Here is a 26819-nt window from a genome sequence, read left to right on the forward strand (position 1 = left end):
AAACACCTCGTCAGGAAGGCGCAGCCGCCGATTCCAGGCGCCTGCGATTATCGCGCCAAAGATATAGACCCGCAGCGATGATGATCGCCGCACCGACCAGCGTCATGGCGTCAGGCCGATCGCCGAACCACCACCATCCCAGAGTTGTCGCCACAAGAAGCTGGACATAGGTCGTCGGCGCAATGGTCGCCGCATTGGCGCGTGTGGTCCCCAGATACACGAGATAATGCGCCGTGCTCGCGGTGATCGCGACAATTGCGCAGCGCAGCACCACGCCGGGCGGGGGCCAGCCTACCGCAAAGCGTTCCTCGCCCGAAGCGTATCCGCCCAATGCCGCCAGCGCGAGAAGCGGCGCGGCGATAACGGCGACATAGACCTGCATCGACAGCGCACTCCCCTGCCCTGCGGACGCCCGGTTGGCGATCACCAGCAGCGACATGAAGAGGGCCGACGCGAGGGGTAGCAGGGCTGCAGGGCCGAGTTCGAGGAAATTGGGGCGCAAGACCACCAGCACGCCGACGAACGCGATGGCCGAGGCGATGAAGGTCGCGCGTCGCACCTGTTCCTTGAGCAAGGGGCCACTGAGCAGGGCGGTAAGGATCGGGGCGATGAAAACCAGCGCGGTCGCCTCTGCCAGCGGCATGATGAAGATCGCGGTGAAAAACAACAGCGTCGCCGCTGACAGGCAGAAGCCCCGCGCCACCTGAAGCCACGGATGGCTGGGCCGGAAGGCGGCAGGGCCCTGCGTCGTCAGCAGAAGCGCCGAGAGCCCCGCCGCACCGAACGCGAAGCGCAAGGCCGCCACGGCCAGCGGCGACCATTCGCCGGCCATCGTCTTGATGATCGCATCCCCGGTGCTCAACAGCGCGAAGCCTGTCAGTGCGAACAGGATCCCGGAACTGTCGGCATTGCGCATGATCGTGGGTATCTCCTTGCGCGCCGGTTGCAGACGCGCGGGCCGCCCTGTCCGGACATTAGGGAATAATCAAGGTTTCCAACCTATTCACCAAGCCCGGAAACGCCGTCCTGTTGCCGGTCGTGGCAGGGCGCGAGACAGAACGACAACAACAGCGCGTGCAGGGGTTTCATTGGAATGAGCGCATTCGGACGGAAAAGTGGCCCGGGGGGCCGGCCGCAGTTCGGCATCGCGAAACCGATGCGCGGCGGCACCGGCGCTCCGTCCGACAATCCCGGCGGCGATCATGGCGGGGGCGAACAGTTTCCCCCCTTGCCCGACGCCGATAGCCTTGGCGCAGGCTCGCCCCTCAATGGCGGCGACGCGATGGCGCGCCTGTCGGAGCGGATGAACACGGTCCATTCGGGCGAATCTACGGTCGGCGGCTTCGAAGCGAGCATTCACAAGATCAAGGAGCAGGTGCTGCCGCGCCTGCTCGAACGGGTCGATCCCGAAGCGGCGGCGACGCTGACCAAGGAAGAACTGTCCGAAGAATTCCGCCCGATCATCATGGAGGTGCTCGCCGAACTCAAGGTGACGCTGAACCGGCGCGAGCAGTTTGCGCTGGAAAAGGTGCTGGTCGACGAGCTTCTTGGCTTTGGTCCGCTGGAGGAACTGCTCAACGATCCGGATGTCTCGGACATCATGGTCAACGGGCCGGACCAGACCTACATCGAGAAGAAGGGCAAGCTGATCATCGCGCCGATCCGGTTTCGCGATGAATCGCATCTGTTCCAGATCGCCCAGCGCATCGTCAATCAGGTCGGCCGCCGGGTCGATCAGACGACCCCGCTGGCCGACGCCCGCCTCAAGGATGGCAGCCGCGTCAACGTAATCGTGCCGCCGCTGTCCCTGCGCGGCACCGCGATCTCGATCCGCAAGTTCTCCGAAAAGCCGATCACCATCGACATGCTCAAGGATTTCGGTTCGATGAGCGAAAAGATGGCAACCGCCCTCAAGATCGCGGGCGCGTGCCGGATGAACATCGTCATTTCCGGCGGCACCGGTTCGGGCAAGACGACCATGCTCAATGCCTTGTCCAAGATGATCGACCCGGGCGAACGCGTGCTGACGATCGAGGACGCCGCCGAATTGCGCCTGCAGCAGCCGCATTGGCTGCCGCTCGAAACACGGCCGCCGAACCTCGAGGGCCAGGGCGCAATCACCATCGGCGACCTCGTCAAGAACGCGCTGCGTATGCGCCCCGACCGCATCATCCTTGGCGAAATTCGCGGCGCGGAATGTTTCGATCTCCTCGCCGCGATGAACACCGGCCACGACGGCTCGATGTGTACGCTTCACGCCAACAGCCCGCGCGAATGCCTCGGCCGTATGGAAAACATGATCCTGATGGGCGACATCAAGATCCCCAAGGAAGCGATCAGCCGCCAGATTGCGGAATCGGTCGATCTTATCGTCCAGGTCAAGCGCCTGCGCGACGGTTCGCGGCGCACGACCAACATCACCGAAGTCATAGGGATGGAAGGCGACGTGATCGTCACCCAGGAACTGTTCAAGTTCGAGTACCTCGACGAGAGCGAGGACGGCAAGATCCTGGGTGAGTTCCGGTCCTCGGGCCTGCGTCCCTACACGCTCGAAAAGGCGCGGCAGTTCGGCTTCGATCAGGCCTATCTCGAAGCTTGCCTGTAACCGCCTACCCCTGCAACAGGGCGGGTACGGCGACCGCCAGCAGCGCTCCGCCGATCACCGAGCAAACGAGAAAGATGCCGGTCCACGGCATCCAGCCGATCCGCGCGATAGTGATGCGGCGCGCACGGCGCCGTTCCATGACCAGCGCGAAGGCCGCCGCCGCCAGCGCGGCCACGCCCCACAGCGCAAGAAGCGCAGCATCGCTGGCGAACAGCACGAAATGGGGTTCGCGCCACGTCACCTCCCCAGGCCTGCCAGCCACAGGCATCCGGTGCAATGTACGGCAGTCTCCACATAGCCCCACGGGAACCTGCCCGGCACTATCGGGTTGAAAGGCGTGGAAGGCTCAATCACGGGCATTCGGGAAGGTAGAAACATGGTCAAGAAAGTTCTTCTCGCTCTCGGCATCACCACGATGGCGCTGACCGCCACCGCCTGCAACACCGTGCGCGGCGCCGGACAGGATCTGGAATCGGCGGCGAATGAGGTCGACGAGGAAATCTGAGCCATCGGCTTTTTCCATAAAGGCCCGCCCGAAAGGGTGGGCCTTTTGCGTTACGGGGCCAGCGTTCGCCGGTAGATGCGCATGATGTTGTTGGCCGGCATCGCATGACGCGCGGAGGGCACGAAGCCCTTCAGCTGTGCCAAGGCATCCAGTTGCGATAAATGGCGCAGGCCCCAGCGGGGGTCCCGTTCCTTTAGCGACCGGTCGAAGGCAAGGTTCGAGGGCGCCGTTTCGACCCCGGCCTCCAGAAACGGACCGTACAGGCACAGCGGCTGGCCTTTGGCCAGAAGTCTTGCCGCCCCGGCAAACAACCCTTCGGTCGCCGCCCACGGGCTGATGTGGACCATATTGCAGCAGAAGACCGCATCCGCCTGCCGGATCGGCCAGACGCTCGCCGCCGCATCGAGGACAATCGGCGGCGCCAGGTTCGGCACATCCGCTTCATCGCGCCATGCGGCGATCGAGGCCAGATTGTCCCCGTCCAGATCTGTAGGTTGCCACACCAGACGAGGGAAGCGGCGGGCCATGAATACCGCATGCTCGCCCGTCCCGCTGGCGATTTCCAGCACCGTGCCCTCGACCGGCAATTCCAGCTCCAGCACCTCGGCAACCGGCCCGGCATTGCGCGTCGCGGCCGGCGCCACACGCTTCACGACCAGCGACCTGTCGCCCGCGCGCGCCGTTCGCGAATGACCAGCCATACGAGCAAGCCGAACGGACCGGCGAGGAAGGTCAGCAGCAGGATCGGCGCCTGAATCCACCGCGAGAAACCTTTTGCATCGGCATCGCGCGCGATCCACAGCCCGGCGAACAGATCGAGCGCGAGGTAATGCAGCCAGCCGACCGTGACCCCGCCTTGCGAGCGGAACAGGCTGGCTATCCCGCCAAGGGAAAAATCGCCAAAGCCGCGTGATCCGCCAAGCCCGGCTTCGCGCACCGGATTGATTACCCCGCCCAGCAGCGCGACCAGCAACCCGGCATAGGCGAGGCAGAGGACTGCGACGCCAAGATACAGCACCGCCGCGAGCAGCGCCGGCCAGCGCGGCAGGGCGATCAGGCAAAGCCACATGAGCAGGGCCAGGCCATTGCCCAAGTTGAAGATCGTATCCCACATCGGTCAGTCCCTCGCCGGTTGCGGAAGGCTGCGCGCCGCCCGCTGCAACGCATCGTGATCGTGAAAGAATCGTCCCCGCGCCGGTCGCCGCGCCAGGGATAACGCCGCTCTTGCCACGGTATCGGCAGGGATCGCGCGATACTGCCGAAAGCGGCCATGAAGGAACGGATTCCACAGCGGGGCGGCAAACTGCCCGATCCTCTCGGCCAGACGGCGGTCACTCTCGCGCGGTCCGAGCAACAGACCGGGCCGCAGGATGTCGAGCCGCGGAAACCGCAGCTTTGCCAGGTCCCGTTCGACCTCGCCCTTGACGCGCAGGTAGAACTGGCGCGAGGCCGCATCCGCCCCGATCGAACTGACAACGACAAATCGTTCGACCCCGTGGCTGCGGGCAGCGGAGGCAAGATCAAGCACCAGACGCTGATCGACTGCGCGAAACGCGTCTTCGTCTCCTCCGGCCTTCTTCCATGTCGTGCCGAGCGCACAGATCACCGCGGTCGGTCTAACCGCCTCGATGACTTCGCCCCATTTCGCGGGCTCCGCCACGAACAGCTCCATGCGGATACCCGCCGGCAGGGGTGCCTCGCGGCGAGCGATAGCGGTAAGGCGCAGATCCTCGCGGGCCACGCAATTTGCCATCACCCGCTGACCGATAAGCCCGGTCGCGCCGACCAGCGTGATGCCGAGCGGCGCATCAGACATTCGACAGGCCTGCCGGCACCCGCCCGTAGATGCGCGCATACTGATCGATCGCAAAACGATCGGTCATGCCGGCGATGAAGTCGGCGATATGCCGGCTGCGTTCGGGCTGCCCCGGCGGCAGGCCCCGCAGCCAGGCTGGCGGCATCGTCGTCTCGTCCTGACTGTATGCCGCATAAAGGCTGGCCACGACCTCCCTTGCCCGTTCGGCGGTCGCGATCTGTTCGGGATGGTAATAGAGCCGGTCGTAGAGAAACCGTTTCAGCCGCCGTTCGTCCGCCGCCATTGCCGGGCTGAACTCGCCGATCTGCCGGCCGGCACCGCGCACCTCGGCAATGCTGCCAAGCCCGCTCGCCGCTGACCGGGTCTGCTCGATCACATCGTTGACCATCCAGCCGATCTGCTCGCGCACCAGTTCGCGCAGATGCTGGTCCCGGGTGGCATGAGGAAAGCGGCGTTCGACTTGGCGATACTGATCCGCCACGAAATCGATCGTCATGAGGTCGTCGAGCTCGAGGAAGCCGGCGCGCAGCCCATCGTCGATATCGTGATTGTCATAGGCGATATCGTCCGAAACCGCGGCGACCTGCGCCTCGAGTGAGGGCCATTCGTCGAGGGCGAGCGGATAGGCCTCGTCTATCTCGGCCAAAGCCCAGTTGGGTGCGATGACCGGGCCATTGTGCTTGGCCAAGCCTTCCAGCGTTTCCCACGAAAGGTTCAGCCCCGGCCAGCCGCAATAGGGGTTTTCCAGCCGTGTCAGGGTGCGAATGACATGGGCGTTGTGATCATAGCCGCCGGCGTGGATCATCGCCTCGCTCAACGCGGCTTCGCCGGCATGGCCGAAAGGGGGATGGCCAATGTCATGGGCGAGGCACAGCGCCTCCGTCAGATCCTCATCGAGGCCCAGCGCGCGCGCGATGACCCGGCCGATCTGCGACACCTCGAGGCTGTGGGTCAGGCGAGTGCGATAGTGATCGCCATCAGGCGCGATGAAGACCTGCGTCTTCGACCGCAACCGGCGAAAGGCGATCGAATGAATGATACGGTCGCGATCGCGCTGGAATTCGGTGCGCGGCCCGCGCGCGCCTTCGCGCCCTTCGGGAAATTCACGCCCCCGGCTGTCGGCGGGATTGGCGGCATAGAGTGCTCTGGTCATGCCCGCTGCGCTCTATGCCAGCATAGCGGCCCCCACAACGTGAACGAAAGACGAACCTTGCCCTTCCGGCTGAAGCGGAAGGCCGCGCATCCAGGCCGAATGCGCGGCCCCGGTGTAAAGCGAAGCGACCGGTACCGACCGATCGGGTTCGCTATCCCGTCATGGTTTCCCCAGCGCCCATCTTGCCGCCCTGATGGTTGATAAACCGTTTACGGCAAACTGCTCTCCGCTCGGCCACGTCAGGGCTCCGTTCGTTCGAGCGACCAGTTCGCGATGGCATCGCAGTGAATTTCCGTGGCATCGAAAACGGGCAGCACATTGGCCCGGGTATCGACCACCAGCCCTAGTTCGCTGCTTGCCAGGACGATCGCCCGTGCGCCGCGCTTCTCGCGGGTCGTGATGACCGTCTTGAGCGCACGTTCGGCCGCCCGCGTGACCCGGCCCAGCATCAGTTCCTTGTAGATGATGCCATCGACCAGTTCGACATCGTTCATCTCGGGCGGCAGCAGATTGACGCCATAGGACACGAGCCGTTGCCGATAGAAGCTTTCGGTCATTACCGCGCGCGTGCCCAGCAGCGCGGCACTGGTGACGCGGGCGTTCTGCAACCGCTCGCCCACCGCATCCGCAACATGCAGGACGGGGATGGTCACGGCAGCGGCAATGTCGTCATACGCCCGGTGCATGGCGTTGGAAGCGATCACCAGTCCTTCCGCCCCGGCCTTTTCAAGGCGCGTGGCCGATTCCGTAAGGACCGCCGCAATCGTTTCCCAGTCATCGTTCTGCCGGGCAAGCGAAATGGGGGCGTTATCGAGGCTCTCGATCAGCATCGGCGCACTGGCTGTCGCCTGGCCCAGCTGCTGCACCCGCCGGTTGATGCGCTCGTAATAGGCGCGCGTGGCAATCCAGCTCATGCCGCCGATCAGCCCGATTTTGCGCACGATCCTCCCCCGAAATAGCCCATAGGTCGATAGGCCGGATGCACCGGCCGCGCCGGTGGGCTCTATGTCGCCGGTGCGCCAGCGTCAAACCGGTTGTCCGCAGATCAGGCGGCGAAAGCGCAGATCGCCGCGGAACTTGCAGTGACCTCGACGATCTCGCGGTCTTCGATCTGGCGAACCGTCGTCAGCAGCCCCCCGAGCGAAAGAGCCGGCCCTTGCGTGCCGAGTTCGCTCGCCACCTGTTCCAGCTCGGCCAACTGCGCGACCGTAAGACGCGAGGCCAATCGTTCGGCCAGACAGGCGGCGGTGGGCGTGGGCAGCCCGCGCTCGACGAGGGCAGCCTCGATCCGCTGGCGGGCGGTCTGTTCGACCCCGCCCCGCATCAGCCATACGGCGGCACCCAACGCCAGCAGGAACAGCACGACGATCAGCATGCGCCTGGCCGAACGGGTCATCCTGTCGAGCGCCTAGTCCAGCGCCTTGACGATATCTTCGACCATCTTCTTGGCATCGGCCAGCAACATCATCGTCTGGTCCATGTAGAAGACGTCGTTGTCGACCCCGGCATAGCCGACGCCGCCCATGCTGCGCTTGATGAAGAAGACCTGTTTTGCCTTGTCCACGACGAATACCGGCATCCCGTAGATCGGGGAGCCCTTGTCGGTCTTGGCCGCCGGGTTGACCACGTCGTTGGCGCCGATGATGAAGGCGATGTCGGCCTGCGCGAAATCGCTGTTGATGTCCTCCAGCTCGAAGACCTCGTCATAAGGCACCTGCGCCTCGGCCAGCAGCACGTTCATGTGCCCCGGCATACGTCCGGCAACCGGGTGAATGGCGTATTTGACCTCCACGCCCTTCTCCTTGAGCTTGTCGGCCATCTCGCGAAGCGCGTGCTGCGCCTGCGCCACCGCCATGCCGTAGCCCGGGATGATGATGACCTTTTCCGCCTGTTCGAGCATATAGGCCGCATCGGCCGCACTGCCCTGTTTGTAGGGGCGCTGCTCGCGTGCCTCCCCTCCAGTCGCGGCCTCCGCGCCAAAGCCGCCGGCGATCACCGAGATGAAACTGCGATTCATCGCGCGGCACATGATGTAGCTGAGAATCGCGCCCGAACTTCCCACCAGCGCACCGGTGATGATCATCGCCGTATTGCCGAGCGTGAAGCCCATCGCGGCGGCCGCCCAGCCCGAATAGCTGTTCAGCATCGACACCACGACCGGCATGTCCGCTCCGCCGATGGGGATGATGAGCAGGAAACCGATCACGAAGGCGAGCACCGTCAGCGCGATGATCAGCGGCATGGTCTCGGCAGGCCCGGACGCCATGGCGAACAGCGCGGTGAGCACGATGATCGCCGCCAGCATGCCGAGGTTGATGACATGGCGCGCAGGCAGCAGGATCGGCGAACCGCTCATCCGTCCCGACAGCTTGAGGAAAGCGATGATCGAGCCGGAAAAGGTGATCGCACCTATGGCGATGCCGAGCGCCATTTCGACCTTGGAAATCGCGCCGATACCATCGCCGACCAGCAGCCCGAATGCGCCCGGATTGAGATAGGCCGCCCAGCCCACCAGCACCGCCGCGAGGCCGACGAGGCTGTGAAAGGCGGCGACCAGTTCCGGCATCGCGGTCATGGCGATGCGACGGGCGATGGTGATGCCGATCGCGCCGCCGATGGCTATCGCGGCGAGGATTTCGGGCAGGCTGGCGATTTCGTGCGTCACCAGCGTCGTCACCACCGCGGTCAGCATACCGATCATGCCGAAGCGGTTGCCCCGCTGACTGGTCGCGGGCGACGAGAGGCCGCGCAGTGCAAGGATGAAGAACACGCCCGACACGAGATAGGCGAGCGCCACCCACGGGTTCACTGCTTCACCGGTTGAAGCATGGGCAGGCGCGGCCAGCATCGCGAAAGGCGCCGCAAGGAGAAGGCGAGGCATCACTTCTCCTTTTTCCTGTACATCGCCAGCATCCGCGCCGTCACCGCAAACCCGCCGAAGATGTTGACGGATGCCAGCACGATGCCGAGCAGCCCCAGCCACTTCGCCCCCGGCACATCCGCCGCCGCCGCCGCGATCAACGCGCCGACGATGATGACACTGGAAATCGCGTTGGTCACCGCCATCAGCGGCGTATGCAGTGCCGGCGTGACCGACCAGACCACGAAATAGCCCACGAAACAGGCCAGAACGAAGATCGACAGGATCGAAATGAAATCCATCAGCGGCCGCCCCCATGGCTCGGCAGCGCGGCGATGAGTGCGTGCATCGCACGGGTCAGGTCCTCGCCGCTCAGATAGGCCTCGCCGAAGGAGCGGCCCGGCACCGCGAATTGCAACAGCACGACCTTGCCGTCCTTCACCGTGGTCGACACCTCTGTGATCGCTCCCAGCGGGATCGATTGCGAGCGCTCGCCCATCAAGGAGCCGACCTTGACGATGACGATACGCCGGTCGGTTATCCCGATGTAGGTATCCCCTTCGATCTGCTGGTGAAGGATGTTCTCGTCCGCAAGCACGTGGCGGGCTGCGGCCTGTTGCAGCCAGTCTGCCTTGTCGCTCATCCTGCCAGCCCCTCGTTCACGATCCTGCCACCCTGCGTCAATCGCACCGCATTGCCGATTTCTTCGTCCAGCACGGGCCGCCCGGCCTCCTTGTTCCAGCAGGCGGAAAGGAAGTTGTAGAGGTTGCGGGCATAGAGCGCGCTCGCATCGGCGGCGAGATGCGCCGGGGTGTTGCTGTATCCCATGATCGTCACGCCGTGGCGGCGCACGATGCGATCCGCCTCCGACCCCTCGACATTCCCGCCCTGCGCCACCGCGAGATCGTAGATCACGCTGCCCGGCTTCATGCTGGCGATCTGGGCATCGCTGACCAGCCGCGGGGCGGGCCTTCCCGGGATCAGAGCCGTGGTGACGACGATGTCCTGCCTGGCGATATGAGCTGACACGAGTTCGGCCTGGGCGCGCTGGTAGGCCTCGCTCATCTCGGTGGCATAGCCGCCGGCGCCCTCGCCCTCGATCCCCGCGACGTCCTCGACAAAGACCGGCTTGGCACCGAGCGACTGGATCTGCTCGCGGGTGGCCGAGCGTACATCGGTGGCCGAAACTTGTGCGCCCAGCCGCCGGGCCGTGGCGATCGCCTGCAGGCCGGCAACACCGACACCCATTACGAAAACGCGCGCGGACTGCACCGTTCCGGCGGCCGTCATCATCATCGGGAACGCACGGCCATAGGTGTCGGCCGCGGCGAGGACCGCCTTGTATCCGGCCAGGTTCGCCTGGCTCGACAAGACGTCCATGCTCTGCGCCCGCGTGATGCGGGGCATCAGTTCGAGCGCCAGCGCCTCGAGCCCCGCGCCGGCATAGGCATCGACCCGCTCGCGGCGGCGGAAGGGATCGAACATCGCCGCCACCATCGCCCCGGATGCGACCGGGCCCAATTGCGCGACATCGGGAGGCTGGACCGCCAGCACGATATCGGCACCGGCGATGATTTCGGCGCCCGGGCCAACGGCCGCCCCGGCCTCGCGGAATGCTTCGTCCGGGATCGCCGCCCCTTCGCCAGCTCCGCTCTCGATGGCGACCGAAGCCCCCAGCGCCGCGAATTTCCGCACCGTTTCCGGCGTCAGGGCGACCCTCGTTTCGCCCGCTGCGGTTTCCTTCAGCGCCGCGATCAGCATGGCCCGGTCAGGCTCAGCCGGAAATCGCGACCACGACTGCCAGGGTAATCAGCGCCAGCAGCGGGACAGCCCATTTGAGCATGGCGATGAATTTGATGTAGGTGCGCGAATGCGCCTTCATGTCGTTGGCGGATTGCATGGTCGTTTCTGGTCCCTCGATCGAATATCTGTGCCAGATGTCCTAATTGCCGCCGCCCATCCCGGCAAGAGGGGCAGGTTTCCCTGAACGAATACAAATGCCACGCTTAAGCGGCTTTTAAGATGTGTTTGGTAAATTCCCGCATGAACAGGGGCCTGGCTGGTTTCCTGCCAACGGGGAGATTTCGGACATGGCCGAAAGCGACGACCGTCTGCTGATGGTTATCGATGACGAGCCGGCGCAAAGTCGTCTCGTGTGCACGCTGGCCGCGCGCGAAGGTTGGCGGACGATGGTCGTCGACAGCTGCGACAAGGCGCTGGCCAGCCTGACGTCTCCCGATGGCGATACGATCGGCGCGGTTCTGCTCGACCAGTGGGTGCCGGGCGACGGCGCGTGCGATTTCATCCGCCAGATCCGGACCTTGCGCCCCCACATGCCGCTGCTGATGCTGACGGCGAGTGCCTCGCCGCTCCTCGCGGTGGAGGCGATGCGCGCCGGGGCGACCGACTACCTGATGAAACCGGTCGCGCCGGAGCGGCTGCTGAAGGCTCTGCGCAGCGCGACCCGCGCGCAGACCCCGCGCGACGAGCTTCAGCCCCTGACCGAGAAGCTGGACGAACGGCTCGATTTCGATGCGATGGTCGGGACTGCTGCGCCGTTCCGCACCGCTTTGGCCAAAGCCGCGACGGCTGCGCGCAGCCATGGGCATGTGCTGGTCGAGGGGGAACCCGGCACCGGCAAGGAGATGCTGATGCGCGCCATGCAGGCGTCCAGCACGAGAGCGCGCAACGGCGACCGTTTCGTCAATTGCGGTTCGTTGCAGGCCAATTCGCTCGATTCCCTCCTTTTCGGCCATGAGAAGGGTGCGTTCGCCGGCGCCTTCGACCGGCAGGACGGCCTGCTGCAAGCCTGCGACGGCGGGACGCTGATGCTGGACGAGGTCGACAAGCTTAGCCCCGCTTCGCAGGAACGGTTGGCACAGGTCCTCGCTACCGGGATCGTCCGTCCGACCGGAGCCAGTCATGGCTTCCGCGTCGACGTGCGCGTTTTTGCCGCGTCGGATCAGCCGCTCGAGCAGCTGGTGGAAGATGGGGAGTTCTCGGCCGATCTGTTCGACGTGCTAAAGGCGACTCACATCACGCTGCCCCCGCTACGCCAGCGGCTGGGCGATATTCCGGCGCTAACCCGCTATTTCCTGTCGCGTTTCGGCCAGCGCCCGGGCCTGGCTCACCATTCGATCGCCGACAGCGCGCTGACGCTGCTCGAAGCCTATGACTGGCCGGGCAATGTCCGTCAGCTTCAGGCCGTCCTGTTTCGCGCCGCACTGTTCTGCGAGCGTGAGGCTCTCACCGCCGATTGCTTTCCGCAACTTTCTAATCTGCTCGGCCACAATCCGGCCCGCGGAGAAAGCCGGGCGCGCGGGGTGGGGGTGTTGCTGTATACCGAAGACGGCAACCTGCGCCCGCTGGAGGAAATCGAGGCGGACGTCATCCGGCTTGCGATCGGACACTACCGTGGGCGCATGACCGAAGTGGCCCGCCGCCTCGGCATCGGACGCTCGACCCTTTACCGCAAGCTGTCCGAACTCGGGATCGACAACGCAGCCTGACGCGCAACGCCCGTCCGGAACCGGGCGCGGTGCGATCCCGTTATGGGCTGGAACGCCAGCCTTATGAGGGATCTGCCATGGATATCGTCGACGCCATTCTCCACGATCACGCCGACCAGCGCCGCCTGTTCGCCGCCTTGGACGAGGCGCGCGGCGACATCGATTCGCTCGGCAAGATCTTCGACCGCCTGCGCAATCACCTCGAATCCCACGCACAGGCGGAAGAGAACTTCTTCTATCCGCAACTGCTCAGGGATGGTGAGGGAGCGGCGGATTCCGATAGCGCCGAGGAGACGACAGAGGATGCGATCGACGATCACAACGAGATCGCCGAGGCCATGGAGGCTGCGGCGAAGCTGACCGTGGGTTCGCAGGAATGGTGGGATCAGGTTGACGAGGCCAACGTCCGCAACAGCAAGCATCTTTCCGAAGAAGAGCGGCAGGGTCTGCCGGACTTTCGCCGTACCGTTGATGCCGAATTGCGGCGCACGCTGGGCGTCAGATACCTTGCCTTCCAGTCAGCGCATGATGCCGATTACACCCGGCGCAAGAAGGACGTCGACAGCTATATCGAGGAGAACGCGGCCTGATGGAAGGGCTGGCCGCCTAACCCGGAAGGTCGCCGAAATCGGTCAGCGCCTGGTCCCGCAAGCCGCGCCACACATTGCGCGCCTGCACCGTCTCGCGCACGTCGTGGACGCGCAGCAATTGCACGCCCGCATCCATCCCCGCGATGGCGAGCGCAAGACTTCCGCCGAGCCGGTCGGCAGGGGCTGCCTCATTGTCGAGCGCGCCGATCAGCCGCTTGCGGCTGACCCCGAGCAGAAGGGGATGGCCCAGCGCATGGAACAGCGGCAGCGCGTTGATGATCGCAAGGTTCTGCGCCAGCGATTTGCCGAAACCAACCCCGGGATCGAGGATGATGTTGGCGGGCGCAATTCCGGCCTCAATCGCCCTGTCCCGGCGTGTGGCAAGCTCATCGAAAACATCGAATACGACGTTATCGTAACCGCCACCCTCATGCAGGTCTTCCCCCCGCCCCGGCGCATGCATGAGCACCACAGGGCAGTTCGCGGCCGCTACGACTTCGGCGCTACGCGGATCGTGCATGAGGCCCGACACGTCGTTCACGATCCGCGCGCCGGCTGCCAGCGCCGCCTCCATCACCGCCGCCTTGCGGGTGTCGACGCTGACCGCCGCGCCCATCGCCGCGCAGGCTTCGATGGCTGGCACAACCCGGTCGATCTCGTCGCCTTCCCACACAGCCTGTGCGCCCGGACGGGTGCTTTCGCCGCCGATATCGATGATCGCCGCCCCCGCCTCGACCATCGCGGCCGCATGCTCCCGCGCCGCTGAAACGCCGTCATGGGCCCCGCCATCGCTGAAGCTGTCGGGCGTCATGTTGAGGATGCCCATCGTCTGCGGCTGGTCCAGGCGAACGGTTCGCTGGCCGAGGGTCAAGGGCGGATGGGCCAGAGTGAGGTTCGACCACTGCGACTCGGCCTCGGCGGCGCAATCATCCGGCAGCCGGCCGAGCGCCTCCGGCATGGTATCGGGCGAGGCCAGCCACCGCCCCGTCACTTCGCCGCCGCGTCGCATGACGATCGCGAAGCGACTGGCGTAGACCATTCCGCCGGCGAGGCGGATCGCGTTGCCATCTTCGCTTTGCGGGCCGGGAGCGAAGCCGATGGGGCGGATATAGATGGATGTCGTCGTCATTCCCCGCCCCTAGCAGCCGCCGGCGGGAGGGGAACAGTGCCGGTGCCAAACGAAAGGGCCCCGGCGCGAACCGGAGCCCTTCGTGATGATCGGCAATGTCGGCTTCAGAAGCCGAGGTCGTCTCCGGCGATGCGGATGCCGGCGTAAAAGAACCGGCCTACCGCGCTGACCGGATAGAACTGCAGGCCGACGTCAGGCTCCTGATCGAAGATGTTGTTGACCCCGACATAGAAGCTCATGTTGTCGTCAGTGGTCCAGCGCAGCTGTGCATCATGCTGCCACTTGGCATCGATCTTGAGATACTCGGGCGCAACGATATCGGGGTCCGCCGCGATATCCTCGCGCGAGAAGCGCAAGGTCTCGTCGAAGTAGTTGATCCCGTAGTTCAGGTTGAAATTGTCGAGCGTCCAGTTGAAGTCGAAATTAACCTGCCATTCCGGCCGTCCCGAAACACCGGCCGATTCAATGATCGGCGCCCCCGGCGTTCCCTGCGTCTTCAGCGAAATCAGGTGGTTCCCGACAAAGCTGAAATTGAAGGTGCCGAGATTGTCGGTCGGCTGGGCGTAGCGCAGCGAGAAGTCGATGCCCTTGGTCGTGAAGGCGGCGACGTTTTCGGGGCGCAGGACGAAGCCGCTCACAAGGCCGAAATCGTTGGGATCGAAGCCGGGTCCGGCGGGGATGCGCTCGATGTTCTCGCAGAACTGATTGTCGAGCGTTTCGGCATCGACGCACAGCTCGAGCAAGGTCGTTACGGAAGGCGTCGAGATCGCGTCCTCGATTTCGATATCGTAGTAATCGGCCGAGATGATCAATCCGCGGAGGAACGTCGGGCGGAAAATTGCGCCGACGGTAAACGTCTTTGCCGTCTCTTCGCCCAGATTGCGGTTGCCGGTCGACAGGCCGGGAAGGCTGACGCCGGCATCACCAGTAAAATCGGCGATCTGTGCGGGCGTCAATCCGAGCCCCTGCAGCAGTGCGATACAGTTTGCTTCCCGGAAGGCACTGCCGTTGTCGAGCTGGTCGTTGGCGCAAGGATCGTCGATGAACGCGAAGGTCTGGTTCGACGGCGCGAACAGTTCGCCAATATTGGGCGCGCGCACGGCCTGAGCGTAGGTACCGCGGAGGCGGAAGTCCGGCACCGGAGCATAGACTAGCCCGCCCTGATAGGTCACGGTCGTGCCGATCGTCGAATAGTCCGACACGCGGACCGCGGCGTTGGCGGTCAGATCGTAAAAGAACGGACGATCCTGCACGATCGGGACGCGCAGCTCCGCAAAGCCTTCCCATACGTCGAACGATCCGCGTTCCGGAAACAGGGCGTTGCCGAAGGTCAATCCGGTGGTGTTGACCGGATCGGGAATGCTCGAACTGATTTCCTTGCGGTATTCGGCACCCACGGCGAAGCCGATGGGGTCGCCCCACAGCGCGATGTTGTCGCCGGCCGTGCCGCTGAAGAATGCGCTGACGACGTGCTGCTTGATCCGGCTGGTGTCCACCGCAGTGGTGTTGATCCAGTCGTTCGCTGCCTGGTTCTGTTCCTGCGAGAAGATATTGAACGGCACGCAGCCGCTGTTCGCACCGGGCGTGAAGGACAATTCGTCGAAATCTTCGAAGAAGAATGCGCCGGTGACGTACTGGCTGGAACTGGTCGCATCGCCGGTGAGGTTCGATCGGCAGACGATGTTGCCGTTGGGCGTTCCGGTCAGGAACTCACCCTCGTCCACTGCATCGAGCGCGGCGTAGAACCGGTCGTTGAAACGGGTGTTGAGTTGGCGGACGGTATTGTCCGACTGCCCGTAGGTGTAGGACACGTCGAAGGTGATCGTATCGGCAACGTCGGCCTGAACCCCGAAGACCCCGCGATAGGTTTCGCGGCGGTTGTCCTCGCCCCGCCGCCCGAGATCGAGATTGTCGCGCCCGGTGACAAGCACGATGCCCAGACCGTCGAAGGCATTGTTCGCAGGATTGATGTTTGCCGGGATGAACGGATTGTCGGTCGGCACGCCGATGAAGAAGTCGAACGTCGGCTGTCCGAAGGAGTTTGAATCCACCCGCGCGTATTTGCCTTCGGCAAAGACCCGCACGGTATCCGTCACGTCATAGCTGAGGATGACATTGCCGATATACCGGTCTAGCTTGGGCAGGATTTCCCCGCCATAGGTCGATACGGGCGTGCCGGAACCCCCGCTCTCGAAAAAGCTGCCGAGGAAGGTGCCCGGGGTGTAGACCGAACCATCGCCGAGGAAATCCGGCAGGAAGTCACCGTCGACATCGATCGCGCCGATCGGGCTTGAATCGAGGTAGTTCACATCCGAGGCAAGCAGCAGGTCGGGGACATTCGGATCGTCGGGGCCCCCGATTTCCGCCGGATTATCGTAGAAAGCGCGGAACGAAGGGCCGAATTCGCGCCGCTGCGACAGCACGAAGCGGTCGTCGTGACCGTATTCGAAATTGACCGCGATGTTGCCGCGGCCATCGGCGAAGTTCTTGCCCGCCGTGACCGAAACGAAGCTGGCGCCGGCATCGCCCTGTTCGGAGATGCCGGTCTGGGCGCGCAGGGTGAACCCCTCGAAATCGCGCTTGGTGATGAAGTTGACGACGCCGGTGACGGCATCGGCGCCGTAGATCGCCGAGGTGCCGCCGGTCACGATGTCGACCCGTTCGATAAGGTCGATCGGAATCGAGTTGACGTCGACCGCCGAATCGCCCGGAACCGCGGCGACGTGCCGCCGTCCGTCGATCAGCACAAGGGTCCGCTGCGTACCGAGATTGCGCAGGTCAAGGAGGTTGAGGCCGACGCCGCCGATCCCGGCATTGGATCCCGACCCGTCGTTGGAATCGTAAGAGCCGGCAAGTGCCGGGGATTCGGTCAGGAAGTCGGTCAGGTTGGTGACGCCGCTGTTCTGGATCGCGGTATCGTCGATCGCGACGACGGGGCTGGCGAAATCGTATTCGGTGGTGCGGATGCGGGTCCCCGAAACGGTGATCACCGACTGCGCTTCCGGCGCGGTGTCCACACTATCGTCGCACTGACCATCGGCATCGGCATCGACGCATGCGTCGGCATCCTGCGCCCACGCCGTACCCGCCGGGGCGAGAAGCGCCAGGACCGCCGCGCCCGCCAGCATTGCCCGCCTGTGATGACCCATGGTGATGGCTTCCCGCTTCATGTTCGTATCCCCATTCTTATTGTCGCATACAGATCGTTAACACGGTCGGCTGCGCGAAGGCAGGCGCGAAAGTCCCGGCGCCCGCCGTTCAGTCAGGTTTGCCGAGGGCTGTTGTAGTATTGCAACCGCGCATGGGCGGGGCGGCGGAACCGCTCAATCCTCTACCGCGAGCAGGTAGAGCTGGCGCGCAGCGTCGATTGGCATCGCCTGGCCATCCTTCTCGTAGTGCCAGAACGTCCAGCCGTTGCAGCTCAGCGCCCCCTGGAGGTCCTTGCCGAGGCCATGAATGCTCCCCGCCGCTTTTCCGCAAATCAACGATCCGTCCACGCGGACCGTGGCGGTCCAGCGGCGCTGGCGATCGAACAGCTCGGTCCCAGGCGGGACCAGCCCTGCCTCGACCAGCGCGCCGAATGCCACCTTGGGCGCAGCACGCCCGGCCTGCATGGTGGTCAGTGCGCTTTCATCGAGCGGGAGTTCCTTGGCGATGCGCTTGGCGGCGGCTGTGCGATAACTGTCCTCGCGCTCGCAGCCGATCCACTGCCGGCCCAGCCTCGTGGCGACCGCACCGGTCGTCCCGGTACCGAAGAAGGGGTCGAGCACGACGTCACCCCGCTCGGTCGTCGCCAGCAGCACCCGGTACAGCAAGGCTTCCGGCTTCTGGGTGGGGTGAACCTTGTGGCCGCCCTCCTTGAGCCGTTCCTGACCGCTGCAGATCGGCAGCACCCAGTCGCTGCGCATCTGCAATTCGTCGTTCAGCGTTTTCATCGCGCGATAATTGAAGTGATACCTGGCTTTCTCGCCCTGGCTGCACCACAGCAGCGTCTCGTGCGCATTGGTGAAGCGTGTACCGCGGAAATTGGGCATCGGATTGGTCTTGCGCCAGACGATGTCGTTGAGGATCCAGAAGCCGAGATCCTGCAGCAAGGCCCCGACCCGGTAGATGTTGTGATAGCTGCCGATGACCCACAAGGCGCCGTCCGGCTTGAGCACCCGCTTCGCCTCGCTCAGCCAGGCGCGCGTGAACTCATCATAACTGCGAAAGCTTTCGAACTTGTCCCAGGCATCAGTGACCGCATCGACGTGGCTGCCGTCCGGACGGTTGAGATCGCCGCCCAGCTGGAGATTATAGGGGGGATCGGCAAATACCAGATCGACGCTGGCTGCAGGCAGCGACGCCATCGCCGCCACACAGTCCCCGCCAAGAATTTGCCCCAGGGGCAGCTGCGGCGGCGCCTCCCGGACACGCCCAGGCAATCGCGCCATGCGCGGCGTTGCGGTCTCAACGACCCCCATCTTTCCATCCCCTTGGCTTAGTTATCCACAGGGTGAGTCCAAAGGGAGTCCGCGTCAAGCGCGATGTCGCCCGGTTGCAGCAAGCGTGCCGGGAACACGCCGGAGTGTGACGCGAAAGACTCGCCCCCTCAGCCGAGCGAGAACAGGTCGGCCTGCGCCACGGGGGCAAAGCTTCTGCGGTGCAGCGGGCACGGGCCATGATCGCGCAGCGCCGCGAGATGCTCGGCCGAACCATAACCCTTGTTGCGTTCCCAGCCGTACTGCGGGTGCTCGCGTGCCGCCTCCCGCATCAACCGATCGCGATGCTCCTTTGCCAGGATCGACGCGGCGCCGATGCTTTTCTCCTTGCCATCACCGCCGACGATGGCGCGCGCCGGCCAGCGCCAGTCCGGATGGCGGCCGCAGGGCGTGAGGTTGCCGTCCACGAGGATCGCTTCGGGTTCGCAGTCGAGAGCTGCCACCAGTCGGGCGACCGCCAGCGTCATCGCCAGCATCGTCGCCCCGAAGATGTTGAGGCGATCGATCTCGTCCACGTCGACGACCCCGATACCCCAGGCGCAGCGCCGACGGATCTGCGGTTCGAGCTGGGCGCGGCGGAGGGGGGACAGCTTCTTGGAATCGTCCAGCCCGCCGGGACAAGGCTTGCACAGCACTACCGCTGCTGCGACAACCGGGCCAGCAAGCGGGCCGCGGCCTGCCTCATCGACCCCGATGACGAGCGGTGCGGCACCGAGGCCCTTTTCGGGAGTTGCATGAAACATGAAACGTATTGCGATCCTTCTCGCCTCTCTATCGCCTCTCCTGCTCGCGGCAAGCTGCGGCTCTTCGGGATCGGGGGACAATATCGTCACCACCCCGTCCGCGGGTGCCGGCACCGGCGGAACGGGCACCGGAACCCCGGCCGGCGACACCTTCACCGGCAGCTTCGCGATTACGGAACACGGCCGGTTCGACGAACCTTGGGCCGGCGCGTTCATTCCCGGTACTCGTCACCTGTTCGTGACGGAAAAACCCGGCACCGCAAAGATCGTCGATACCAGCAATGGCGCGGTGATTTCCGTGTCGGGCCTGCCGCAAGTGGATTACGGCGGTCAGGGCGGGCTTGGCGACGTGGCATTCCTGCCGAGCGAAAGTTCGCCGTCCATCGGCACCCGCACGATCTACCTCACTTGGGCCGAAGCCGGCGCCGGCGATACGCGCGGCGCGGTGGCGGGGCGCGGGAGCCTCGTCTGCTCGGACCAGGGAGCCTGTACCATCGAGGGGCTCGACATCATCTGGCGCCAGACCCCCAAGGTGACCGGGCGCGGGCATTATTCGCATCGCCTCGCGTTCAGTCCCGACGAACGCTATCTCTTCATCAGCAGCGGCGACCGGCAGAAGCTGGAGCCGGCTCAGGACACGTCGAACACGCTCGGCTCGATCGTGCGGCTCAACCTCGACGGGACGGCCGCCGCCGGCAATCCGCTGGCCGATCGCGACAGTCCGTCGGACCAGATCTGGTCATGGGGCCATCGCAACGTCCTTGGTCTCGCCTTCGACGAGGCCGGCAACCTGTGGGACATGGAGCACGGCCCCGCCGGCGGCGACGAGATCAACATCGTCAAGCGCGGCGCCAATTACGGCTGGCCGGTCCGCTCGAACGGCGACCATTACGACGGCCGGAACATTCCCGATCACAGCCCCGACGACGGGTTCGAGAAGTTCGTCGTCAACTGGACCCCGGTCATCGCGCCCGGCAACATGATCTTCTACAAGGGCGGTTTGTTCGCCGGGTGGAAGGGCGACATGCTGATGCCGGGCCTCAAGACCCAGGCATTGATCCGCGTGGATGTGAACGGGACCCAGGCGCGTGAGGCCGCCCGGTTCGACATGGGCCAGCGGCTGCGCGCCGTCATCGAAGGTCCGGACGGGGCGCTGTGGGTGCTCGAGGACGGTGAGAATGGCCGCCTTCTGGAACTGCGCCCGGGCACCTGAGGCAAGCTGTATCGACACCTGAGGCGGGACCGCCTACCGGCCCGCCTCATGGCGACCATCGTTCCCCTGTCCGCCGTCGATCCCAAGATGATCGACCAGCTGCTCGACGCTGCCTTCGGCATCGAGCGGCGGGCACGCACTGCCTATCGCATCCGTCACGGGGCGCCGGTGCTCGATGGCGTCAGCTTCGCCGCTCTCGACGAGGACGAGTATCTCGCCGGGTCGATCCAGTTGTGGCCGGTGGCGCTGCTCGATCCAGCCGGGCGGCCCCATCCAATGATCATGGTCGGGCCGGTCGCGGTCGCCCCGGGGTATCAGGGCCAGGGCTATGGCAAGGCACTGATGGCAGCCAGCCTCGGCGCGCTTGAAGCAGGCTTCGACGATGGTGCCCCGCCCTTGCCGCAGGTGATGATCGGCGATCCGGACTATTACAGGCGGTGGGACTTCACGGCGCGGCATACCGGCGGCTGGACCTGTCCCGGCTCGTTCGATCCGGACCGCCTCCTCGTCCGCACCGGGAATCCGGCGATACTTCCGACCGAAGGCATACTCGGCCCCTGGCCCCGGTGAGTTAGAGGCTGAAGCGAAGGCGGACCCCGCCTATTGCACGGCCTCCCCCGGCATTCCAGATAGACACCTATGGTCTATACCCCGCCCCCCGAACTTGCCGGCCTGTCACTGGCGGAAATCGCCGAACAGGTCGCCCTCCGCAAGCTGCCGCCGGTCGATCAGTGGGCACCCGCCAAAACCGGCGACAGCGAGATGCGCATTGCCGCAGACGGCGCCTGGTATCATCAGGGATCGCCCATCGCCCGGCCTGCGATGATCCGCGCCTTCGCCGGCCTTTTGCGGCCTGACGAGGACGGCAGGTACTGGCTTGTTACTCCGTTCGAGAAGCTTTCGATCGAGGTCGAGGATGCGTGTTTTCAGGCCGTGGACGTAGCCAGCACCGATGGGTCGCTGGCGTTCCGGCTCAACACCGACGAGCTTGTCATTGCCGGACCATCGCACCCCTTGCGTGCTGCGGGCGATGCAGATCGGCCCGCGCTGTACCTTGGCGTGCGCCATGGCTGCGAGGCGCGGCTCAACCGATCGACCTACGCCCAGCTTGCCGACATCGCGCTCGAAAGGGGCGAGGACTGGACCGTTGCGAGCGGGGGGCAGGTGTTCTCCATCCTCCCTGCATGAGCGACCTTTTTCATCGCCTGAGCCTGGCCTTCGAGGCGGGTCACGCGCAGGAGTTGCCCGACCTGCTGACCGATGCGCGCTTTGCCGAAGCCGGCCGCACCGCGTCAGCAGCCGTGCTCGTCGCGGTTACCGAGCGCGACGAACCGGGCGTCATCCTGACTCAACGCCCGCGTACGATGCGAGACCATCCGGGGCAGGTGGCGTTTCCGGGGGGCAAGCTGGAGCCGGGCGAAACCCCCGAGGTCGCGGCGCTGCGAGAGGCCGAGGAAGAGCTTGGCATCGCCGCTGCGGACGTGCGCCTGGTCGGCTCCAGCGACAGGTATCAGACCGGCACCGGGTTCGACATCACTCCGGTGCTGGCCACCATTCCTCCGGACCTGCCGCTTCGCCCGCACCCTCGGGAAGTCGAAAGCTGGTTCGAGATGCCGCTGTCCCTGCTGCTGGACCGTGATCGCTGGCAGAGCAATTCGGTCTTCTGGCGCGGTGCGACGCGGCATTATCTCGAAATGGATTATCAAGGTTACCGCGTCTGGGGGGTGACAGCGGCGATCTGCCACAACCTGTCCCGCCGGCTGGCATGGACCGGCTGACCTGCTAAGCGCTACGTTCGATGACCGATCGTCTGCCCCCCGCCGAATGGACCAGCCGCGCTGATCTGGCCCACCTGATCGCGGCTCTGGGCGAGGGCAAGGCGCGTTATGTCGGCGGCGCCGTGCGCGATACCCTGCTTGGCGGCGAAATTCACGATATCGATCTGGCCACGGTGCTGCTGCCTCAATCGGTGATCGAACGCTGCAAGGATGCGGGCATCCGCACCGTGCCGACCGGGATCGAGCACGGTACGGTCACCGCCCTGCTCACCCAGGGCCCGGTCGAGATCACCACCCTGCGCCGGGACGTGTCGACCGATGGGCGGCGCGCCACCGTCACCTATGCCGCCGGCTGGCACGAGGATGCGGCGCGGCGGGACTTCACCATCAATGCGCTGTACGCCGATCCGCACACTCTGATGATCGAGGATTTCTTCGGCGGGCTGGCCGACCTGGCGGCGCGGCGGGTGCGATTCATCGGCGATGCGCGCGAGCGTATTCGCGAGGATCACTTGCGCATCCTGCGCTATTTCAGGTTCCAGGCGCGGTTCGGTGACACGGCGGATGACGAGGCGCTGGAGGCCTGCCGCGACCTTGCCCCCACGCTGAAGGGGCTGAGCCGCGAACGGGTGGCGATGGAACTGCTTGCGATTCTCGCGCTTCCCGATCCTTCGCCTACCGTCATGCTGATGAGGACGCTCGGCGTGCTGGCAGTCATCCTTCCCGAAGCCGGCCAGCGCGAAATCGAAACCTTGTGCATGCTCGTCCTTCACGAACGCGGCGAAGGCATCGCGGGCGATCCCGTGCGGCGCCTGGGGGCGCTGATACCGCCGATGCCGCCGATCGCCGAAAACGTTGCCGCACGGCTGCGCCTCTCGCGCCAGCAGCGGGCGCGGTTGGTCTGCATCGCCGAACGCGAACCCGGCGATGCCGACGGCGCGCGGCCGCTTGCCTACCGCGCCGGGTTGGACTGTGCGCTCGATCGGGTGCTGCTGGGCGGCGGCGACACCGCGCCCCTTTCCGGGTGGGAGGTACCACGGCTGCCGCTTACGGGTGGATCCATCGTCGCCCGCGGAATCGCCGCTGGCCCGGATGTCGCCCGGATCCTGCGCACGGTCGAATCCCGCTGGATCGACGAAGGGTTTCCCGAAGAACCGCGGGTCCAGCAGCTGCTTGAGGAGGTTTTGACGCAGCGGAAGGTCGCCCTGTCTGCTTCGAAGGGCCCGGGCTAGGGCCGCTTCATCCAGGCTTAATCTGGCGGAGCGAATTTGCCTCCACGCAAGCGATCTTGCATGCGCGCCGTATCTGCGGCGTCCCTATGAGGGAAATGGAGGATGCAGTTCACGGCTTGGTGCCTGCTGCATCTGCGGCCTTGCCCGCGGGGCTTGGCTCGGGTCGGAAAACAAATGGAGAATACGACATGAAGTTCGCGAAAATGGCGATCGTCGCTGCAGTCTTTGCTGCCTCGCCAGTGCTGGCTCAGGCGCAGGCCGAGGTCACTACAGGCGCGACCGTGTATGGTCCGGAAGGCAATCAGGTCGGGACCGTAGTATCCGTGGGCAACGGTCAGGCCGTCCTTGATACCGGTACGCACAAGGTACCGCTGGCAATCGAAAGCTATGGCCAGAACGACAAGGGGCTGGTCATTTCGGTCACCAAGGCCCAGCTCGAAGGCATGGTGGCGCAAGCCACCGCCCAAGCCACTGCCGCGCGCGATGCCGCCCTTGTTGTCGGTGCGAACGTGATGGCTGCCGATCACGCCCCGCTCGGAACGATCATCGAGATCAATGGCGACAATATCGTGATCGCCCGCGGCGGTGACGAAACCAGGAAGGTGACGTTGCTGCGCGAATATTTCACTGCGGGCGAGCATGGCCTTATGGCCCGGCTGACCAATGCGCAGATCGATGCCGCGATGGCCGGGACCGCTGCTCCGGCCGCGGCTCAGGCTGCCCCCACGGATGATGCGACCGCACCGGCCGATGCTCCGCAGGACGACGAAAGCGTCACCGAACCCGAAGCCTGATCGGGCATAGAAGAACGGGGCCGGAAGCGCATCAGCTTCCGGCCCCTTCTCTTTGTGTCTTGCGCTGATCAGCTGAAGCGATTGTCCCGCGGGAAGCCCTGCGGCGGCAGGCGCCCCGCCCCGCCGCGGGCCACCTTCCACTGCCACATCTCCTGTTCGGTCCGGGTGCGGCCTTCCTTGCCGCCCATCCGCCAGCTGAGGCCTTCGTCCAGTGTGAAGGTCGTCGCATCGGCTAGTCCGCCGTCGCGATAGCTTTGCAGCTTGACCCCCTGCCCCCGGCTCATGACCGGCAGTTCGTCGAGGTTGAAGACGACCAGCTTGCGATTGTCCCCCACCACGGCGACATGATCGTGCCCCATGGCAATCGGCCGCGCTACCCGCAGGGCCGCTCCGTCGCGCAGGGTCACGACGTTGCGTCCCTTGCGTGTTTCGGCGAGCAGGTCGGCGGTGTTCGCTGCAAACCCGCGCCCGGTATCCGCCGCGAGCAGCAGCCGCTGCCCTTCGCGGTGCACGATCGCGGCGATGATGCTGGCGCTGGCCTCGATATCGAGGGTGTTGCGCAGCGGCTCGCCAAACCCGCGCGCGCCCGGCAGGCGGTCCGCCCCCAGGGTATAGAAACGGCCATTGTCCGCTGCGAGCAGAAGCTTGTCGGTCGTCTGGACGTGAAGCACGAAGGCCGGTCCGTCGCCCTCCTTGTACTTGAAATCCTGATCGAGCGGCAGGTGCCCGCGTGCGCCCCTGATCCACCCCTTTTGCGACAGGATGACCGTCACCGGTTCCTTTTCGATCATGGCGTCCATGCTGAACTCGATCGTCGGGGCGACTTCCGCGATAGTGGTCCGCCGCCGTCCAAGCGGCGTATCGGGACCGTAATCGCGTCGCATCGTCGCCAGATCGCGTTTCAGTCTGGTCCGCTGGCGGGCAGGCGAGCCGAGCAGCTTCTCCAGCTCTGCCTGTTCTTTCGCCAGGGCATCGCGTTCCTGCCGCAATTCCATTTCCTCGAGCTTGCGGAGCGAACGCAGGCGCATGTTCAGGATCGCCTCGGTCTGGCGATCCGTGAGTCCGAACTCGGCCATCATCACCGGCTTGGGCTCGTCCTCGGTGCGGATGATCTCGATCACCCGGTCGAGATTGAGGAAGGCCACGATATAGCCTTCGACCAGTTCCAGCCGCCGGGCGATCTGTTCCAGCCGGTAGCGGCTGCGACGCTGGAGGATCTCGATCTGGCTGGCGATCCAGTTGTCCAGCAGTTCCTTCAGGCCCATGACCATCGGGGTGCGCGTATGGTCGAGGACGTTAAGGTTGAGCCCGAACCGCACTTCGAGATCGGTCAGCTTGTAGAGGCTCTGTTTGAGCAGTTCCGGATCGACGTTCCGGCTGCGCGGGACGAGGATGAGCCTGACCGTCTCCTCGCTTTCGTCGCGGATGTCCTCGAGGATCGGCAATTTTCGATCGGCGATCGCCTGGGCAATCTGCTCGATCAGCTTGCCCTTCTGAACCTGATAGGGGATTTCGCTGATGACCAGTTGCCATTGACCGCCGCCAAGCCGTTCGATGCCGGCCTCGCGATCTTCATCCCTTTCGGCTTCGGCGGCGTAGAACCGCCCCCGCACTCTTAGCGAACCGCGCCCGCTTTCATAGGCCGCCGAGATTGTGGCGGCGCTTTCAGGCACGACGCCGCCGGTCGCAAAGTCGGGGCCATGGAACAGTTCCATCAGCCGTTCGTGGCCGACGTGCGGATTGTCGATCACTTCGAGCGCCGCATCGATGATCTCGGCGACGTTGTGCGAAGGGATGTTGGTCGCCATGCCGACGGCGATGCCGCTGGCGCCATTGGCCAGAAGGTTCGGAAACAGGCCCGGGAAAATCTCCGGTTCCTGCTCCTCGCCGTTGTAGGTGGGGATGAAATCCACCGTCCCCTCGTCCAGCCCCTCCATCAGGCGCAGGGCCGTGCGGGTCAGCCGGGCCTCGGTATAGCGATAGGCGGCCGCGTTATCGCCATCGATGTTGCCGAAGTTGCCCTGCCCTTCGACCAGGGGATACCGCAGGGCGAAATCCTGCGCGAGGCGCACCATCGCATCATAGACCGATGCATCGCCGTGCGGGTGATACTTGCCGATCACGTCCCCGACGACGCGGGCGGATTTCTTGAACGCACTGGACGGATCGAGCTTCAGCTGGCGCATCGCCCACAACAGACGCCGGTGAACCGGCTTCAGGCCATCGCGCAGATCAGGCAGCGAGCGGGCGGTAATCGTCGAGAGCGCATAAACGAGATAGCGTTCGGAAAGGGCGGAATCGAACGGGGCATCGACGATCGCATCGAACGGGTCTTTCCCGCCGCGCCGGGTAGTCTCGCTGGTGGCCATGCGGCTCGCCCTATCACTGTCTCGCCCCACCTAACAACGCGG

The 26819-nt window shown here is 65.0% G+C and carries 28 protein-coding genes; 10 read left to right on the forward strand and 18 right to left on the reverse strand.

The annotated features are described in order from the left end of the window. Positions 1 to 10: 10 nt before the first annotated feature. Positions 11 to 916: a DMT family transporter gene (locus tag ACHFFA_RS05545; protein ID WP_394269847.1), complete on the reverse strand. Its 906-nt coding sequence runs from the start codon at positions 914 to 916 to the stop codon at positions 11 to 13. 177 nt (positions 917 to 1093) lie between these two features. On the opposite strand from ACHFFA_RS05545, the gene ACHFFA_RS05550 reads away from it, so the two are divergent. Further along, entirely contained in the window at positions 1094 to 2605 is a 1512-nt protein-coding gene (locus ACHFFA_RS05550; RefSeq protein WP_394269848.1) for a CpaF family protein, read from the forward strand. Between the two features lie 4 nt (positions 2606 to 2609). On the opposite strand, the gene ACHFFA_RS05555 is transcribed toward ACHFFA_RS05550, so the two are convergent. After that, positions 2610 to 2846 carry a hypothetical protein gene (locus ACHFFA_RS05555; protein ID WP_394269849.1) on the reverse strand — a complete coding sequence of 79 codons (237 nt, stop codon included), beginning with the start codon at positions 2844 to 2846 and terminating at the stop codon, positions 2610 to 2612. A gap of 135 nt (positions 2847 to 2981) precedes the next feature. Here ACHFFA_RS05555 and ACHFFA_RS05560 point away from each other — a divergent pair, with 135 nt between their 5' ends. Next, complete coding sequence (locus ACHFFA_RS05560; protein ID WP_394269850.1) at positions 2982 to 3110, forward strand: hypothetical protein; 129 nt, start codon at positions 2982 to 2984, stop codon at positions 3108 to 3110. A gap of 50 nt (positions 3111 to 3160) precedes the next feature. Here ACHFFA_RS05560 and ACHFFA_RS05565 read toward each other — a convergent pair whose 3' ends face one another. The 11 genes from ACHFFA_RS05565 to ACHFFA_RS05615 form a co-directional block, all read right to left on the reverse strand. Then, positions 3161 to 3811 carry a DUF938 domain-containing protein gene (locus tag ACHFFA_RS05565; protein WP_394269851.1) on the reverse strand — a complete coding sequence of 217 codons (651 nt, stop codon included), beginning with the start codon at positions 3809 to 3811 and terminating at the stop codon, positions 3161 to 3163. Further along, complete coding sequence (locus ACHFFA_RS05570) at positions 3760 to 4224, reverse strand: ABA4-like family protein (RefSeq protein WP_394269852.1); 465 nt, start codon at positions 4222 to 4224, stop codon at positions 3760 to 3762. Before ACHFFA_RS05570 ends, ACHFFA_RS05565 begins: the two co-directional genes overlap by 52 nt. Before the next feature lie 3 nt (positions 4225 to 4227). Next, positions 4228 to 4926, reverse strand: a complete 699-nt coding sequence (locus ACHFFA_RS05575; protein ID WP_394269853.1) for an NAD(P)H-binding protein — start codon at positions 4924 to 4926, stop codon at positions 4228 to 4230. Next, entirely contained in the window at positions 4919 to 6079 is a 1161-nt protein-coding gene (locus ACHFFA_RS05580) for a deoxyguanosinetriphosphate triphosphohydrolase (protein WP_394269854.1), read from the reverse strand. Before ACHFFA_RS05580 ends, ACHFFA_RS05575 begins: the two co-directional genes overlap by 8 nt. A 239-nt stretch (positions 6080 to 6318) precedes the next feature. Continuing rightward, a complete protein-coding gene (locus tag ACHFFA_RS05585) occupies positions 6319 to 7020 on the reverse strand; it encodes an aspartate/glutamate racemase family protein (RefSeq protein WP_394269855.1) in 702 nt (233 codons plus the stop codon). A 104-nt stretch (positions 7021 to 7124) separates the two neighbouring features. Further along, a complete protein-coding gene (locus tag ACHFFA_RS05590) occupies positions 7125 to 7475 on the reverse strand; it encodes a hypothetical protein (protein WP_394269856.1) in 351 nt (116 codons plus the stop codon). Positions 7476 to 7487: 12 nt separating this feature from the next. Beyond that, positions 7488 to 8927, reverse strand: a complete 1440-nt coding sequence (locus tag ACHFFA_RS05595) for an NAD(P)(+) transhydrogenase (Re/Si-specific) subunit beta (protein WP_394269922.1) — start codon at positions 8925 to 8927, stop codon at positions 7488 to 7490. A gap of 32 nt (positions 8928 to 8959) precedes the next feature. Then, complete coding sequence (locus tag ACHFFA_RS05600; RefSeq protein WP_394269857.1) at positions 8960 to 9241, reverse strand: NAD(P) transhydrogenase subunit alpha; 282 nt, start codon at positions 9239 to 9241, stop codon at positions 8960 to 8962. After that, the gene (locus tag ACHFFA_RS05605; protein WP_394269858.1) at positions 9241 to 9582 is read right to left on the reverse strand and encodes a PH domain-containing protein; all 342 of its coding nucleotides are present in this window, start codon (positions 9580 to 9582) and stop codon (positions 9241 to 9243) included. The genes ACHFFA_RS05600 and ACHFFA_RS05605 overlap by 1 nt, the downstream gene beginning before the upstream one ends. After that, positions 9579 to 10700: an NAD(P) transhydrogenase subunit alpha gene (locus ACHFFA_RS05610; protein WP_394269859.1), complete on the reverse strand. Its 1122-nt coding sequence runs from the start codon at positions 10698 to 10700 to the stop codon at positions 9579 to 9581. The genes ACHFFA_RS05605 and ACHFFA_RS05610 overlap by 4 nt, the downstream gene beginning before the upstream one ends. A 13-nt stretch (positions 10701 to 10713) precedes the next feature. Next, positions 10714 to 10839, reverse strand: a complete 126-nt coding sequence (locus ACHFFA_RS05615; RefSeq protein ID WP_394269860.1) for an aa3-type cytochrome c oxidase subunit IV — start codon at positions 10837 to 10839, stop codon at positions 10714 to 10716. 190 nt (positions 10840 to 11029) lie between these two features. On the opposite strand from ACHFFA_RS05615, the gene ACHFFA_RS05620 reads away from it, so the two are divergent. Both ACHFFA_RS05620 and ACHFFA_RS05625 read left to right on the forward strand, forming a co-directional pair. Beyond that, on the forward strand, positions 11030 to 12448 hold the full coding sequence (locus tag ACHFFA_RS05620) for a sigma-54-dependent transcriptional regulator (protein WP_394269861.1): 1419 nt from the start codon (positions 11030 to 11032) through the stop codon (positions 12446 to 12448). Positions 12449 to 12525: 77 nt separating this feature from the next. Next, positions 12526 to 13038, forward strand: coding sequence for a hemerythrin domain-containing protein (locus ACHFFA_RS05625; RefSeq protein WP_394269862.1), 513 nt, complete (start codon positions 12526 to 12528; stop codon positions 13036 to 13038). 16 nt (positions 13039 to 13054) lie between these two features. On the opposite strand, the gene folP is transcribed toward ACHFFA_RS05625, so the two are convergent. The 4 genes from folP to ACHFFA_RS05645 all read right to left on the reverse strand — a co-directional run bounded on the left by folP (position 13055) and on the right by ACHFFA_RS05645 (position 19391). Continuing rightward, positions 13055 to 14167, reverse strand: a complete 1113-nt coding sequence (gene folP, locus ACHFFA_RS05630; protein ID WP_394269863.1) for a dihydropteroate synthase — start codon at positions 14165 to 14167, stop codon at positions 13055 to 13057. 104 nt (positions 14168 to 14271) lie between these two features. Next, positions 14272 to 17337 (reverse strand): TonB-dependent receptor domain-containing protein, encoded by a 3066-nt coding sequence (locus ACHFFA_RS05635; RefSeq protein WP_394269864.1) that lies wholly within the window; start codon positions 17335 to 17337, stop codon positions 14272 to 14274. A 153-nt stretch (positions 17338 to 17490) separates the two neighbouring features. Further along, complete coding sequence (locus ACHFFA_RS05640) at positions 17491 to 18600, reverse strand: site-specific DNA-methyltransferase (protein ID WP_394269865.1); 1110 nt, start codon at positions 18598 to 18600, stop codon at positions 17491 to 17493. A 158-nt stretch (positions 18601 to 18758) separates the two neighbouring features. Then, positions 18759 to 19391 carry a ribonuclease HII gene (locus ACHFFA_RS05645; protein WP_394269866.1) on the reverse strand — a complete coding sequence of 211 codons (633 nt, stop codon included), beginning with the start codon at positions 19389 to 19391 and terminating at the stop codon, positions 18759 to 18761. On the opposite strand from ACHFFA_RS05645, the gene ACHFFA_RS05650 reads away from it, so the two are divergent. The 6 genes from ACHFFA_RS05650 (at position 19390) to ACHFFA_RS05675 (ending at position 24408) form a co-directional block, all read left to right on the forward strand. Further along, the gene (locus ACHFFA_RS05650) at positions 19390 to 20604 is read left to right on the forward strand and encodes a PQQ-dependent sugar dehydrogenase (protein ID WP_394269867.1); all 1215 of its coding nucleotides are present in this window, start codon (positions 19390 to 19392) and stop codon (positions 20602 to 20604) included. The genes ACHFFA_RS05645 and ACHFFA_RS05650 overlap by 2 nt on opposite strands. A 48-nt stretch (positions 20605 to 20652) precedes the next feature. Beyond that, positions 20653 to 21174, forward strand: a complete 522-nt coding sequence (locus ACHFFA_RS05655; RefSeq protein WP_394269868.1) for a GNAT family N-acetyltransferase — start codon at positions 20653 to 20655, stop codon at positions 21172 to 21174. 69 nt (positions 21175 to 21243) lie between these two features. Continuing rightward, positions 21244 to 21792 carry a DUF1285 domain-containing protein gene (locus ACHFFA_RS05660; RefSeq protein ID WP_394269869.1) on the forward strand — a complete coding sequence of 183 codons (549 nt, stop codon included), beginning with the start codon at positions 21244 to 21246 and terminating at the stop codon, positions 21790 to 21792. Next, positions 21789 to 22382: a CoA pyrophosphatase gene (locus tag ACHFFA_RS05665; protein WP_394269870.1), complete on the forward strand. Its 594-nt coding sequence runs from the start codon at positions 21789 to 21791 to the stop codon at positions 22380 to 22382. Before ACHFFA_RS05660 ends, ACHFFA_RS05665 begins: the two co-directional genes overlap by 4 nt. A gap of 20 nt (positions 22383 to 22402) precedes the next feature. Beyond that, the gene (locus ACHFFA_RS05670) at positions 22403 to 23614 is read left to right on the forward strand and encodes a CCA tRNA nucleotidyltransferase (protein WP_394269871.1); all 1212 of its coding nucleotides are present in this window, start codon (positions 22403 to 22405) and stop codon (positions 23612 to 23614) included. A gap of 188 nt (positions 23615 to 23802) precedes the next feature. Beyond that, positions 23803 to 24408: a hypothetical protein gene (locus ACHFFA_RS05675; protein WP_394269872.1), complete on the forward strand. Its 606-nt coding sequence runs from the start codon at positions 23803 to 23805 to the stop codon at positions 24406 to 24408. Positions 24409 to 24476: 68 nt separating this feature from the next. Here the strand turns inward: ACHFFA_RS05675 and parC are convergent, their stop codons facing one another. Then, on the reverse strand, positions 24477 to 26777 hold the full coding sequence (gene parC / locus ACHFFA_RS05680) for a DNA topoisomerase IV subunit A (protein WP_394269873.1): 2301 nt from the start codon (positions 26775 to 26777) through the stop codon (positions 24477 to 24479). Positions 26778 to 26819: the final 42 nt, after the last annotated feature.

The sequence above is a fragment of the Qipengyuania sp. genome (genome assembly GCF_043423005.1).
In the GTDB taxonomy this organism is placed as follows: domain Bacteria; phylum Pseudomonadota; class Alphaproteobacteria; order Sphingomonadales; family Sphingomonadaceae; genus Qipengyuania.